This is a genomic window from Haloferula luteola, from assembly GCF_014201715.1.
GTDB classification, from domain to species: Bacteria; Verrucomicrobiota; Verrucomicrobiia; order Verrucomicrobiales; family Akkermansiaceae; genus Haloferula; species Haloferula luteola.
The window spans coordinates 1-12,607 of the sequence record NZ_JACHFD010000014.1 but is presented as its reverse complement, the minus strand read 5'-3'; the positions used below and the strand labels follow the sequence as shown (position 1 = coordinate 12,607).

13 protein-coding genes are annotated in these 12,607 nt (G+C 60.3%); all 13 read left to right on the top strand.

The window, feature by feature from the left end; translation table 11 throughout:
• The 13 genes from trpA to HNR46_RS13685 all read left to right on the top strand — a co-directional run bounded on the left by trpA (position 1) and on the right by HNR46_RS13685 (position 12,537).
• Positions 1–795 carry a tryptophan synthase subunit alpha gene (gene trpA / locus HNR46_RS13745; RefSeq protein ID WP_184019767.1) on the top strand — a complete coding sequence of 265 codons (795 nt, stop codon included), beginning with the start codon at positions 1–3 and terminating at the stop codon, positions 793–795.
• Positions 796–840: 45 nt separating this feature from the next.
• Entirely contained in the window at positions 841–1,653 is an 813-nt protein-coding gene (dapF, locus tag HNR46_RS13740; protein ID WP_184019765.1) for a diaminopimelate epimerase, read from the top strand.
• A 75-nt stretch (positions 1,654–1,728) separates the two neighbouring features.
• Positions 1,729–2,610, top strand: a complete 882-nt coding sequence (gene dapA / locus HNR46_RS13735; RefSeq protein WP_184019763.1) for a 4-hydroxy-tetrahydrodipicolinate synthase — start codon at positions 1,729–1,731, stop codon at positions 2,608–2,610.
• A 5-nt stretch (positions 2,611–2,615) separates the two neighbouring features.
• Positions 2,616–3,353: a 4-hydroxy-tetrahydrodipicolinate reductase gene (gene dapB / locus HNR46_RS13730; RefSeq protein ID WP_184019761.1), complete on the top strand. Its 738-nt coding sequence runs from the start codon at positions 2,616–2,618 to the stop codon at positions 3,351–3,353.
• A 31-nt stretch (positions 3,354–3,384) separates the two neighbouring features.
• Positions 3,385–3,891 carry a 2-amino-4-hydroxy-6-hydroxymethyldihydropteridine diphosphokinase gene (folK, locus tag HNR46_RS13725; protein WP_184019759.1) on the top strand — a complete coding sequence of 169 codons (507 nt, stop codon included), beginning with the start codon at positions 3,385–3,387 and terminating at the stop codon, positions 3,889–3,891.
• A 42-nt stretch (positions 3,892–3,933) separates the two neighbouring features.
• The gene (gene panB / locus HNR46_RS13720; RefSeq protein WP_184019757.1) at positions 3,934–4,701 is read left to right on the top strand and encodes a 3-methyl-2-oxobutanoate hydroxymethyltransferase; all 768 of its coding nucleotides are present in this window, start codon (positions 3,934–3,936) and stop codon (positions 4,699–4,701) included.
• A complete protein-coding gene (locus HNR46_RS13715) occupies positions 4,698–5,102 on the top strand; it encodes a peptide chain release factor family protein (RefSeq protein ID WP_184019755.1) in 405 nt (134 codons plus the stop codon). The genes panB and HNR46_RS13715 overlap by 4 nt, the downstream gene beginning before the upstream one ends.
• Before the next feature lie 27 nt (positions 5,103–5,129).
• Positions 5,130–6,380 carry an MFS transporter gene (locus HNR46_RS13710; RefSeq protein WP_184019753.1) on the top strand — a complete coding sequence of 417 codons (1,251 nt, stop codon included), beginning with the start codon at positions 5,130–5,132 and terminating at the stop codon, positions 6,378–6,380.
• A 109-nt stretch (positions 6,381–6,489) separates the two neighbouring features.
• Positions 6,490–8,628, top strand: a complete 2,139-nt coding sequence (locus HNR46_RS13705) for a TonB-dependent siderophore receptor (RefSeq protein ID WP_184019751.1) — start codon at positions 6,490–6,492, stop codon at positions 8,626–8,628.
• The gene (locus HNR46_RS13700; RefSeq protein ID WP_184019749.1) at positions 8,610–9,404 is read left to right on the top strand and encodes a class I SAM-dependent methyltransferase; all 795 of its coding nucleotides are present in this window, start codon (positions 8,610–8,612) and stop codon (positions 9,402–9,404) included. Before HNR46_RS13705 ends, HNR46_RS13700 begins: the two co-directional genes overlap by 19 nt.
• A gap of 10 nt (positions 9,405–9,414) precedes the next feature.
• Positions 9,415–10,608 (top strand): ABC transporter substrate-binding protein, encoded by a 1,194-nt coding sequence (locus HNR46_RS13695; protein ID WP_184019747.1) that lies wholly within the window; start codon positions 9,415–9,417, stop codon positions 10,606–10,608.
• Complete coding sequence (locus HNR46_RS13690) at positions 10,601–11,701, top strand: FecCD family ABC transporter permease (protein ID WP_184019745.1); 1,101 nt, start codon at positions 10,601–10,603, stop codon at positions 11,699–11,701. Before HNR46_RS13695 ends, HNR46_RS13690 begins: the two co-directional genes overlap by 8 nt.
• Entirely contained in the window at positions 11,698–12,537 is an 840-nt protein-coding gene (locus tag HNR46_RS13685; RefSeq protein WP_184019743.1) for an ABC transporter ATP-binding protein, read from the top strand. The genes HNR46_RS13690 and HNR46_RS13685 overlap by 4 nt, the downstream gene beginning before the upstream one ends.
• Positions 12,538–12,607: the final 70 nt, after the last annotated feature.

Here is a 12,607-nt window from a genome sequence, read left to right as displayed (position 1 = left end):
ATGAATCGCATCGACGCCACTTTTGCCCAACTCCGCGCCGAAAACAGCAAGGCCTTCGTCGCCTACGTCTGCGCTGGCGACCCCCAATTTGACACATCGCTCGAAGTCATCTGCGCCCTTGCCGAAGCCGGCGCAGACATCATTGAGCTCGGGGTCCCCTTTTCCGATCCACTGGCCGATGGCATCGTGAACCAGATGGCCGCCGACCGGGCCCTGAAAGCAGGGATGACGACCTCGCGGGTTCTTGATTTGATCCGCGCCTTTCGCCAATCCCACGAGACTCCGATCGTTCTCTTCACCTATCTCAATCCGGTTTTCACTTACGGGTATGAAAAATTCCATGCCGACGCCGCGGCCGCCGGCGCGGATGGCATTCTGCTTCTCGACTTGCCGCCCGATGAAGCCCGCCAGAACACGGATCTTGCCCGCGGTGAGGGTCTGAAGCACATCCGCCTGATTGCTCCCACGACACCCGATGCCCGCGTTCCTCTTCTCGCCGAAGGCTCCGAGGGGTTCATCTATGCCCTTTCCCGCACGGGGGTGACCGGCGGCCATGTGGCCCCGTCGGAACAGATCGCCGATCAGGTCGCCCGCATCGTCCAGCACACCGAGACGCCGGTATGCGTTGGATTCGGAATCACCACCCCCGAGCAAGCCGCCATGGTTGCCAAAGCAGGTTCCGGTGTGATTGTGGGCTCCGCCATCGTGAAGCAAATCGAACTCCATCCCGAGCGCGCGGCTGCCGCCGTCCGCGAGTTTGTCATTCCCTTGATTGAAGCCACCCACGGTACTTGATCTCACTTTCCCATTTCTGCTCTTTGCACCCAACCCGGCACACCGATGCTACTCCACTTCTACAAAATGAACGGCGCCGGCAACGACTTCGTCGTTGTCGACAATCGTGACTTGGCTCTCCAATTGACCGGGGAACAAATTGCGCTTCTCTGCGATCGTCACCGCGGCATTGGAGCCGACGGACTGCTCGCCGTGGAACCCGCCGAGCAAGGTGCCGACTTCAAGTTCCGCTATTACAATGCGGATGGTGGCGAAGCGGAAATGTGCGGAAATGGCGCCCGCTGCTTTGGCCGCTTTACCTCCGCGCTGATGGAAATCGAGCCGGATCGGGTGACTTTTGAAACCATCGCAGGCATCCTCGCTGCAGAAATCGTCGATGATCACATCCGCATCGCCATGTCAGATCCCAAGGATCTCCAGATGGAAACAGGAGCCCAGCTCCCTGGATGGGAAAGCCCACTGAGCTTCATCAACACGGGCGTCCCCCACGTCGTTGCCTTTGTCGACGACCTCGCAGGGACCGATGTCTTCGCTCTCGGTCGCGCCATCCGCCACCATGACGCCTTTTCTCCTGCAGGGACCAATGCCAATTTCGCCACGGTTCTGGCCCCCGGCCACATCGCGATCCGGACCTATGAGCGAGGAGTCGAAGATGAAACTTTGGCCTGCGGAACCGGCATGGTCGCCTGTGCCCTGATCCACCATCTTCGCTCTGGCGATCCCTCGCCCATCAGGGTCGACGTCAAAGGAGGCGATACTCTCGAGATCGGCTTTGAAGCCGTGGGGGATGGCTCCTTCAAGGAGGTGACGCTGACAGGCCCTGCGGATTTCATTTTCGAAGGCGACATCGAAATCTGACCCCCCCTGCATTTTTTTCCATGACCTGTCGTTCAAGGTTGGACGAACGGGTTCCCCCGTACACCCTCCCTCCCCATGAGCTTCCGAGGCACTTACACCGCTCTCATCACTCCCTTCCGTGACGGCCAGGTTGATCGCCCAGCCTTCAAAGCCCTCGTCGACCGCCAGATCGAGGCCGGAATCGATGGCATCGTGCCCGTCGGCACCACGGGGGAATCGCCCACGCTCGATATGGATGAGCACATCGAGGTGATCCAGCTCGCCGTCGAATACTCTGCTGGGCGCTGCGAAGTCGTCGCCGGCACGGGCGCCAACGCCACTGCCGAGGCGATCGAACTGACCGAAGCGGCCGCGAAAGTGGGCGCGACGGGCACGCTTCAGGTCTGTCCTTACTACAACAAGCCGTCTGCCGAGGGCCTTTATCAACACTACAAGGCCGTGGCCTCCGCCACTGACCTCCCGGTCATGCTTTACAGCGTCCCAGGTCGATCAGGGATCCCGATCCCGGTAGAGGTCGCTGCCCGATTGGCCGCGGATTGCCCAACCGTGGTGTCGATCAAGGAAGCCGGTGGCGACGTCGAGCGCATCAACCAACTGGTCCAAGCCCTTCCAGAAGGATTCAGCATTCTTTCAGGCGACGACCCATTAACCTTGCCGTTCATGTCGTGTGGCGCGATCGGCTTGATTTCGGTCGCCTCGAATTTGATTCCCGACGTCATGGTCCGGCTCGTTCGCGCCTGCCTGAGCGGCGATTTCAGCGAAGCCTTGGCTTTACAGAAGCAGTGGTATCCCCTGTTCCGCGGATTGATGTCCCTCGACACCAACCCGGTTCCCATCAAGGAAGCGGTTGCGCTCCAGGGCCACTGCGGAAGGGATTTCCGTCTTCCTTTGGTGGGACTTGATGACACCAAGCTCGCTCAATTGCGCAGCCTCCTCGAAGCTCACGAACTCCTCTGATGACCATGAATCGTATTCTCGTCACCGGAAAATCGGGCCGCATGGGGCAGGCCATCATCGCCGCCACCGATGCCCATCCGGACACCAAGTTGGTGGCCACGCATGACAACGGAGAAAACCTGCTGGAGGCGATCGCTCAGGCTGACACCGTCATCGATTTCACCATTCATTCCTTTACGGAAGAGGTGGTTCAGGCAGCCCTGAAACATGGCACCCGTCTCGTCATCGGGACTACCGGCCACAGCGACGAAGAGCGGGCCATCATCGCCCAAGCAGCCGAGACGCTGCCAATCGTTTTCGCCCCGAACTATTCGGTCGGTGTGAACACCTTGTTTTGGCTGACGCGGCATGCAGCACGCATCCTGACTCAGGATCGCTTCGACATCGAAGTCGTGGAAATGCATCACCGCCACAAAATTGACGCTCCTTCTGGAACCGCTCGCCGCTTGTTGGAAATCCTCAATGAGGAGACCGGCACTTCGTATCAGGACGACGTGAAGCACGGTCGCTTCGGCATCACCGGAGCTCGCCCTTCCCGGGAAATCGGCATGCACACCCTCCGCGGTGGCGACGTGGTGGGCGACCACACGGTTCTGTTCGCAGCGGACGGCGAGCGCGTCGAACTCACTCACAAAGCATCCTCCCGCATGACCTTCGCCGCAGGTGCCGTACGCGCTGCCGTGTGGCTCGCCGAGCAACCGGCTGGCCTCTATGACATGCAGGATGTGCTCGGCTTGAAATAAGGACCGCGGGCCCTTCGCCCGCACCACCACCATGTCTCGACCCGCTGGCATCGCTCTGGGCTCCAATCTCGGCGAGCGCCTCGTCCACCTCCAGGCGGCACGCGATTTCCTCCGGGAAATCGCCATCGGCCCACGATTTCTCCAGGCATCGGTCTATCAGACCGCCCCGGTCGCATGCCCCGATGACGCCCCGGATTTTCTGAACACCGTGGTCGATTTCGACTTCGCGGGCAGCCCCGAAGAGCTGCTGGGCGCAGCCCTCGCCCTGGAATCACGCCTCGGCCGCATCCGCGGAACCGAGCGCCACGCACCGCGCACCCTCGATGTCGATCTGCTTTATTTGGGAGATCACCAAATCGCCTCACCCCAGCTTGACCTACCTCACCCACGACTGACCCAGCGACGCTTTGTCCTCGAGCCCCTCGCCGAGATTCGCTCGGAATGGCGGTTACCCGGAGATCTCATGACGATCGGTCAGCATCTCGCGCGCCTTAAGTCTTCTGAACCGCCTCTCCAAAAGGTCCATCCGATCTGGTGACCTGATTGGATTCATCCATCCTATCCTTCGAGATTCTTCCCCGTGAACGGAACCGAAAAAGCCCAAGCCCTCCGCCACCGAAAAGGCGGCCGCCGCATCACCGCCCTCACCGCCTACGACTACCCGACGGCACGATTGCTCGATGAAGCCGGCATCGACATGCTGCTCGTTGGGGACTCATTGGGGATGGTCGTCCTTGGTTTTCCGGACACCACACACGTGACTTTCGATCACATGCTGCATCACACGGCAGCCGTGGCTCGAGCCCAACCGAAAGGCCTCTTGGTCGCGGATCTCCCCATCGGCACCTACCCGGATCCGGAGACCACTCTCGCCCATGCTCGACGCCTGATTGAGGCTGGCGCTGATGCAGTCAAATTGGAAGGGGGCATCCGCCAGGCGGAAAAGGTAGCGGCCCTCACCGCCGCAGGGATCCCCGTGTGTGGCCACCTCGGCATGCTTCCTCAGCGAGTTCTCGAAGAAGGCGGCTACAAGAAGAAAGGCCGAACGCCCGAACAAATCGAATGGCTTCAGGAAGGTGCTCGCGCCCTCGTCGAAGCCGGTGTTTTCGCCATCGTCTTCGAAAGTGTGGTTCCAGAAGTCGCTGCCGAACTCACCGCCACTTTACCTGTCCCGACCATTGGCATTGGTTGCGGAGAAACCACCTGCGACGGGGAAGTGGCCGTCGTGAGCGACTTGGTGGGCTCCTTCCCTTGGTTCGTTCCACCCTTTGCTCGACCGGAGGCGGATATTTCCTCATCGATTCGGGAGGCCGCCCGGGCCTATCAACATCGGGTTCAAGGGCCATGATCTCTCCGGAGAAACAAGCCGCCCTTGAGGAACGCATGGCCAAGCTCGGCGTCGTCGAAGCCGAGCTTGTCGAAAAATTCATCCTCGGCTCCGGAGCTGGCGGCCAAAAAATCAACAAGACCCACTCGTGCGTCTACCTGAAGCACGAGCCCACAGGGCTGGAAATCAAATGCCAGGCATCCCGATCCCGGGAACTCAATCGATTCCTCGCCCGCAAAGAGCTTTGCGACGCGCTCGACGAAATCCGGTTGGGCCGCGCTTCCAAACGTCGCCAAGAGGCCGAAAAAATCCGTCGTCAAAAGCGCCGCCGATCCCGCCGCTCCAAGCAACGTTCCATCCAGGACAAACGGATTCTATCGCAGAAAAAGAATCTCCGTCGGTCTCCCGGGCGCGACGATTGACTCTCTTCCCTCTCGCCACGTCCGTCGATGATCTTCCGCTTCTCCCTCTACGGCTTCCTTAAAAACCTTCGCTTCTTCGAGGCCTTTCTGATCCTCGCCCTTCGCGAACGCGGCTTTGACTTCCTCGCCATCGGCACCCTGATTTCCATCCGCGAAATCACGACCCATATCCTTGAGATCCCCTCAGGGGCCGCGGCCGATGCCTGGGGCCGCAAACTTTGCATGGTCGGAAGCATGAGCGCCTACGTCGCCTGCTTCCTCCTCCTCGGGGCAGCACAAAGCTTCGCCCCCATGGCCATCGCAATGGTGCTCTACGGACTCGGTGACGCCTTCCGCTCCGGGACCCACAAAGCCATGATTTACACCTGGCTCCGCAGTCAGGGGCGGGAAAAGGAGAAGACTGCGGTCTATGGATATACCCGCTCGTGGTCCAAAATGGGCTCGGCGATTTCAGCTCTGATTGCCGCAGCCCTCGTCACCTGGTCCGGAAACTATGCCTCTGTTTTCTATTGGAGCGCCCTTCCCTCGTTCCTGAATGTCGTCAACCTCGCCAGCTACCCCAAGGCTCTCGACGGCGGTTGCCATGGCCTCAAAAAGGGGCTCTTCGCCGCCACCTGGCAAACCCTCGTGGATTCGTTTCGCGAATTCAAAAACCTCGGTCCACTTCGGCGGCTCGTCGGCGAATCGGTCGCCATAGAAGGCAGCTATGAAGTCGTCAAAGACTACCTTCAACCCGTCCTGCAAACCGCTGCCCTCACCCTTCCCGTGATGGCGGCCACCCCCGCCGTTCACCGAACTGCCTGGGTCACCGGAATCACCTATGCAGTCGTGTTTGCAGCAGGAAGCGCCGCATCCCGCCGCGCCCACCGCTGGGAAAGCACTTGTGGGGGCAATGAACCCGCCACTCGCCACCTCCTTCTCCTCAGCGGCATCGTTCTCGCACTCGTTCCCGTCACCCTCATCGCTCACCTCCCTTGGCTGGCTGCTGGCGGCTTTGTCGCCCTCGGCTTGATGCAAAATCTTTGGCGACCCATTCACGTGGGTCGCTTCGACGAAAACTCTTCCGAGGGGATCGGAGCGACCGTGCTCAGTGTCGAAGCCCAAGCCAAATCGGTGGCAGCTGCCGTTTGGGCGCCCTTGCTCGGAGCCTGCATCGATGCCTCCACCGCGAACAGCGAACCCCTTTCCCCCCAAGCGCTTTGGCCGATTGGCCTTCCCGCCCTTCCCCTGCTGATCGCTTGGCTGTGCCGACGCCCTGCCAAAATGGCACCCGCATGACACATCGCTGCGAGGAAAATGCCCAAGACGAATTCCTCTCTGGCCGTTGCTGCCCCGAAATGCCGCTCAGGCATGCTCGTGTGGACCTCCACCGTCCCGGAATTCTCCCATGAAACCGTCACTCCGCCTTCCCGCCCATCGTCCCTATCCCGGCTTCCTCCGACTCCACCTCATGGGGCTCGCTGGACTCGCCACTCTCTTCACTCTGCCCGCAGCCCACGCCGCCCCCTCGACGGCGGACAACCGCCTCGATCCGCTCACCGTCGAGGCGGACAAGAAGGACGATGATTATTCGGTTCAAACCGCACGCACCGCCACCCGGACCGATGTCCCAATTCAGGAAACGCCCCTCTCCATTCAGGTCGTTCCAAAAGAAATCATCGAGGACCAGAACGCAACCCGTCTCAAGGACGTCTATCGCAACGTCAGCGGCGTCGCCCCGGTCAAAACCGAAGGCCGTGGCATTCAATTCGAGGATGCCTACGTGCGCGGCTTTTCCCAGAGGCTCTCCATTGATGGGGTTCAGCTCTACACCATGCCCACCCTGAACCTTGCCGGGATCGAACGGGTGGAAGTTCTGAAAGGCCCCTCATCCGCCCTTTACGGTGCCATGGAGCCCGGTGGCATGGTCAATGCCCTCGCCAAAACGGCCGAGTTCAACAGTCGCTCCTCCCTCTACGGAGAAGTCGGGAGCTTCGATTCTTACCGCGCCGGGGTCGACCTCGGTTGGACCGCCAATGATGACATCGCGCTGCGCTTCATTGGCGACTACCACGACAGCGACACCTTCCGCGACTTCCTCGACTATCGCTCCATTCTCGTCGCCCCGAGCCTCACCTGGAAAATCTCTGACGACACGCGCCTGACCACATGGATGTGGTATCAAAACCTCGACCGTCCCGTCGATAACGGGGTGGCGTTTTCACCCATGGGCTATCCGGTCGGCCCCATCACCCGGAACCTCACCGGCTCCCGCCACCACAACCAAGAAATCGAAGACTCGGTCTTCAGTGCGCAAATCGACCACGAAGTCAACGAGAGCTTCTCCGTGCGTGCTCGTGCATTGGTCCACCATTTCCGTGGAGAGAACGACGCCTTCCGCTGGTCGCCGGGTGCCGGAAATAACGTCAATGCCTACCTCGACGCCTCCATTTTCGGAAACTGGGAATACGACTTCATCGCCGATGCCCTGTGGAAATTCGAACTCGGCCCCACCTCCCATCAAGTGCTCGCAGGCTTTGAGTTCGATCGCACCGACTACACTTACCAGCGACTGACATCCTCTCGATTTCCGGTCTCCATCTTCCAACCGATCGAGCCTGCTGGCCCGCTCGTACTGACTCCCGGAAACTTCCGCCAGAACGTCGTTACCGAAACCTGGTCCGGATACCTGCAGGATCAGATCGATGCCATGGACGACCGTTTGCACATCCTCGTCGGCGGTCGAGTCGACTGGGTCGACCAATATTCACGTCCCTTCTCAACCGGCATCGAATCCTGGCAGGAAGACACCGGGCTCACGGGCCGCGGTGGCGTCGTCTATGATCTGACTCCCTGCCTATCCGTCTTTGGCAATGCCAGCCGGTCCTTCAATCCCAACAACGCGGGTTCCAACATCGGCATTGGTGGCGAAACCATCGATCCCACGACCGGCATCCAATATGAGGTCGGCACGAAATACTCGGCTTTCGAAGATCGCCTCTCGATGACAGCAGCCGTCTATCAAATCACCAAGGACAACGTTCCCGTTTCCGATCCCTACAATCCCGGGTTCGTCGTCAATGGCGGCGAACTTCGAAGCAGTGGATTCGAGTTCGACGTGCTCGGCAAGATCACTCCCAACCTGCAACTGATCGGCAGCTACGCTTACACCGACACGGAAGTCCTGAATTCCACGTCTCTCCCCGTCGGAGCCCGCTTTGCCAACATTCCCCTGCATTCCGGGAGCCTGTGGCTGAAATACGATTTCACCTCCGGCCCCCTTCAAGGTTTTGGCATGGGAGCTGGGGTGTTCGCCGCGAGCGCCAAGTCTGGAGACAACAATGGATCCTTTGACCTACCAGGATACGCCCGCATCGACCTTGCTGCTTGGTACCGCACCGAACTGGCGCATGGGCAGGACCTCAAATTTCAGGTCAACGTCATGAATGCGCTGGATCGAACCTACTACGAGTCCTCTACCAGCACGGCATCCGTCCAACCGGGAACCCCTCTAGCAGCCACGGCTCGATGCACCCTGACGTTCTAAACGGCATCACCGCCGACTTCGAGACCGCCCGCAAACTCAAGGCCGTCTTTCGCGAAGGCTGGAGCCATCCCGAGCGAGTCGCCGGATGGGTCAAAGGAGGATTGCATGCCGAATTTCACGACGAAGCCTGCCGTCAGGCGTGGAAGGACGCCCTCTCCGAAGCCGTCCAACTCGCCCCCAGCGACCGAGCCCTCGATCTGGGCACCGGCCCTGGCACCATCGCGTCCATGTGGGCAGAGCTGGGCTTTCGCACCACAGGCATCGATTTTTCCCCCGGAATGCTCGAGGCAGGCCATAAGCTGGCAACCAGCCGAGGCCTCAACCTCGAGTTCATCGAAGGCGATGCGGAAGATCCCCCCGTCGGAGATCAAAGCTTTGGCGTCATCTCGACCCGCTTCGTCCTCTACACGCTGCCCCACCCCGGCTACGCCGTCCGGCGGTGGGTGCAGCTCCTCGAACCCGGTGGCAAACTTCTACTCATTGGTCACGAACGCCCCGACAACTCGCCCCCACCGACACCAACGACAACCGCCTTGCAAGCTCCTCCGAAACGAGGCTGGCAGGTCGACGACCACTACCGATCCGCACTCGATCAACTTCCCTTCATGGACCACAAACCCACCGACTTGCAGGTGGTCATGGAAGCCGCGGGTCTGAGTGAAATTCGGCGCCTGCCAATCGCCGGGCTTGAGAGTGCTCGCGAACAACTTCGCCAGCGCGATGCGGAGGTCGCCGTCGGAACGTCCCATCCTTACATCGTCGTCGGCAGAAAATGAACTGCCGACCATGAACTACCGCGTCGTCGCCCTCGTCGTTTTTGTCGCCAGTGCGGTCACCACAGGAATCTTCGTCCTGTGGCGAGGGGGGGAGGATGCCAGTCCCTTGGTGACCTTAGCCCCATCGCCCGCCGAGGCCTACACCGTCCATCTCTCGCCCGCCGGCGACGTCCATTTTGCGAAAACTCCCGAGCGGGTCGTCACCATGGATGCCAACTACAACGACATGCTGATCGCCCTGCAGGAAGCAGGGAAAATCGTGGCAACCGGCTATCGAGACAACTTCCACAACACCTTCTATCCTCAGCTTGGCGGCATTCAGCCCGGTTTTTCCGCGACCACCATTCCGGTCCTATCCTCCGCAGGGGGAGGCCAGTTCGACAAAGAACGGCTCTATGCCCTGCACGCCGATGTTCACCACATCGACCCGCTCCAACTCGCTTCCATGCGTGGATGGAGCCCCGCGGATGTCGAGGAAATCGCCCGCAACGTCGGTCCATTTTTCGCGAACCGCTACAGCCGCGAAAATAGCCATCCGGGCGATTCCCCCTACACCTACTACTCCCTCTGGGAACTCTCGGAGAAAGTCGCCGAAGTCTATCGAAAGCCTGAAGTCATCCACGCGCTCCAAGCCATCGGAGATCGCATGGTCGCCAACATTCAAGCCCAGCTTCCCCCGCTTCCGGATCGACCACGTGTCGGCCTTGTCTTCTATTCGAATGGCAAGTTCGTCCCCTACAGCCTCACTCACGAAGGTTTCGGACAGGTCCAATACCGCGACCTTGGAGCCCAGGATGCCTTCGCCTCGATTTCCGATCGTACCTATGGTGCTTCCGGTGGTGGCCCTAGTGGTTCCCCCCTCGACTCTGAAGGGCTCCTTGCGCTTGATCCCGACATTTTGATCATGCCTTTCGCGCTCTATCCCGGAAACGCGAGAGAGAACTATTCCCAACTGCTCCAACTCGCCGACGATCCCCTCTTGGGCCGTCTCACCGCCTTTGAAACTCACCGGATTTACCCCGGCGGAACCCCGCTTCAAGGCCCTCTCGATTACCTCTTCCAGCTCGAAATGGCAGCCAAGCAAATCTATCCGGAAATCTTCGGAACCTTTCGAGAAGACCTGAACTTCCCGGCCAACGAATGCCTTTTCAATCGCGCGGAGGTTGTCGAAGCGTTACGGATCTCGCCCCGGGAAAATGACTGAACGCCGCGGAAGCCCACGCAGAAACCTCATCGGACTCGCGATCGGATCAAGCCTCTTGATTCTGCTTGCCGGGCTGGCACAGCTCGCCATGGGATCGTACGAGATGACCCGTAGCTCAGCGGCCGCCGCCCTTTCCGACCCGGCTGTGTGGGCACAACCCAACACGCTCGCTCGTCTGGTCCTTGGCGATGCACTCGCCAATGCATTTCATTTCGGGGCTGCCGCCCCCTTATCCACCGAAACCCTCATCGTTTGGAACGTCCGGCTTCCTCGGCTTCTCGCCGCCCTCTTCGTCGGCATCAATCTCAGCCTCGCGGGAACCATCCTCCAGGCCGTCACCCGCAACGAAATGGCCAGCCCTTACCTCTTGGGCATGAGTTCCGGCGCTGGCCTCGCCGTCATTCTCGTTTTGGTCCTTTTTCCCGCATTCTCTCCTGCCATCCCTGCCATCGCCATGCTCGGCGGTGGAGCCGCGTTCTTGCTGGTCTATGCAATCGCCTGGAATCGTGGCACGAGCCCCGTCCGGTTGGTGCTCGCCGGAGTCGTCATCGCCTCCATCGCAGGCTCGTTGCAGACAGCTCTGTTCTTCATGGCCAAGGATCTCACCGTCATCCAAAACGCCATGGCATGGACCACCGGATCGCTCACCGGAACCGGCTGGGTTCAGGTTCGCCAGATCGCCCCCTGGACTCTGGTCAGCCTCGTTCTCGGCCTCTCCGCGACTCGCCAACTCGATGTTCTGCATCTCGGAGAAGCCACCGCGCTCTCTCTGGGAATGCGGGTCGAACGCGTGCGCTTTCTGCTGGCCGCGATTGCCGTGATCGCTACGGGAGCAGCCGTAGCAGTCGCAGGTCTCATCGGCTTTGTTGGGTTGATCGTCCCCCACATCGTCCGCAGTCTTGTCGGCAGCTCCCACCGCCGCCTTCTCTTGGGCTGTGCCATCGCGGGCCCAGCATTACTCCTTACGGCGGATGCCGTGGCTCGCCTCTTGTTAAGTCCGGTGCAATTGCCGGTCGGCATCGTCACCGGCTGCCTTGGCGGAATTTTCTTTCTCTTCCTCATGCGGCGGCGCCGCCACTTCGGAAAGCCATGAATCCTACCACTTCCCTTGGACTCACCGCCATGGATCTCCGGGTTCGCTACTCCTCCCGGCAGCCCGAGATCCTTCGCCAAGTCTCCCTGGCCATTCCCGACGGATGCATCACCGTCCTCATCGGACCCAATGGATCGGGGAAAAGTACACTGCTCAAAACTCTCGCCCGCCAACTCACTCCGGAATCCGGTGAGGTTCTGCTCGGAGACCAATCCATTCACCGGCTAGCTCCCGGCGATTTCGCCCGAACCCTCGGCATCCTTTTTCAAGAACATCGCCCTCCCGGCGAAATCACAGTCGAAGAACTTGCTCTCCACGGAAGGTATCCCCATAGCCGCTTTCTTCACGGACCGACTTCCGATGACTTTGCCGCGGTCGAGAAAGCTCTCAACCTGACGGACCTTGCCGCCCTGCGACACCGTCCTGTGGCTGAGCTGAGTGGCGGGCAAAGACAGTTGGCCTGGATCGCCATGGCTCTCACGCAAGAAACCCGGTTCCTGTTTCTCGATGAACCCACCACCTTCCTCGATCTCGCCCATCAGTTTGACCTGATGGAATTGGTCGTCCGGATGAAACAGGAAATGAGCAAAACCCTAGTCCTGGTTCTTCACGATCTCCATCTTGCCGCTCGCTACGCGGATCATCTCGTGATGCTCCACCAGGGCAAGATCGCCTGCCAAGGCCCTCCAAGTCAGGTCCTGACGTCCGATCATCTGCGCCAGGTCTTCGAGATCGAGGCGACGATCACCCAGACCCAGACCGGCCACATCCACTGCTTCGCCGAACGCCGGGCAGCCCCGCCCCCGCCCCCCACTAGTGCATCGTCCGAAAAGTAGCAGGCATATCAGGTGATGCCAGCGTCTTGGGCGAGCTTGGTTAGTTGGATGATCCGGCTGAGCTTCTTCG

What these genes read in the sequence shown, in the direction of transcription:
- trpA (WP_184019767.1), top strand. Translation starts at nt 1, where the DNA reads ATGAATCGCATCGACGCCACTTTTGCCCAACTCCGCGCCGAAAACAGC.
- dapF (WP_184019765.1), top strand. Translation starts at nt 841, where the DNA reads ATGCTACTCCACTTCTACAAAATGAACGGCGCCGGCAACGACTTCGTC.
- dapA (WP_184019763.1), top strand. Translation starts at nt 1,729, where the DNA reads ATGAGCTTCCGAGGCACTTACACCGCTCTCATCACTCCCTTCCGTGAC.
- dapB (WP_184019761.1), top strand. Translation starts at nt 2,616, where the DNA reads ATGAATCGTATTCTCGTCACCGGAAAATCGGGCCGCATGGGGCAGGCC.
- folK (WP_184019759.1), top strand. Translation starts at nt 3,385, where the DNA reads ATGTCTCGACCCGCTGGCATCGCTCTGGGCTCCAATCTCGGCGAGCGC.
- HNR46_RS13715 (WP_184019755.1), top strand. Translation starts at nt 4,698, where the DNA reads ATGATCTCTCCGGAGAAACAAGCCGCCCTTGAGGAACGCATGGCCAAG.
- HNR46_RS13710 (WP_184019753.1), top strand. Translation starts at nt 5,130, where the DNA reads ATGATCTTCCGCTTCTCCCTCTACGGCTTCCTTAAAAACCTTCGCTTC.
- HNR46_RS13705 (WP_184019751.1), top strand. Translation starts at nt 6,490, where the DNA reads ATGAAACCGTCACTCCGCCTTCCCGCCCATCGTCCCTATCCCGGCTTC.
- HNR46_RS13700 (WP_184019749.1), top strand. Translation starts at nt 8,610, where the DNA reads ATGCACCCTGACGTTCTAAACGGCATCACCGCCGACTTCGAGACCGCC.
- HNR46_RS13695 (WP_184019747.1), top strand. Translation starts at nt 9,415, where the DNA reads ATGAACTACCGCGTCGTCGCCCTCGTCGTTTTTGTCGCCAGTGCGGTC.
- HNR46_RS13690 (WP_184019745.1), top strand. Translation starts at nt 10,601, where the DNA reads ATGACTGAACGCCGCGGAAGCCCACGCAGAAACCTCATCGGACTCGCG.
- HNR46_RS13685 (WP_184019743.1), top strand. Translation starts at nt 11,698, where the DNA reads ATGAATCCTACCACTTCCCTTGGACTCACCGCCATGGATCTCCGGGTT.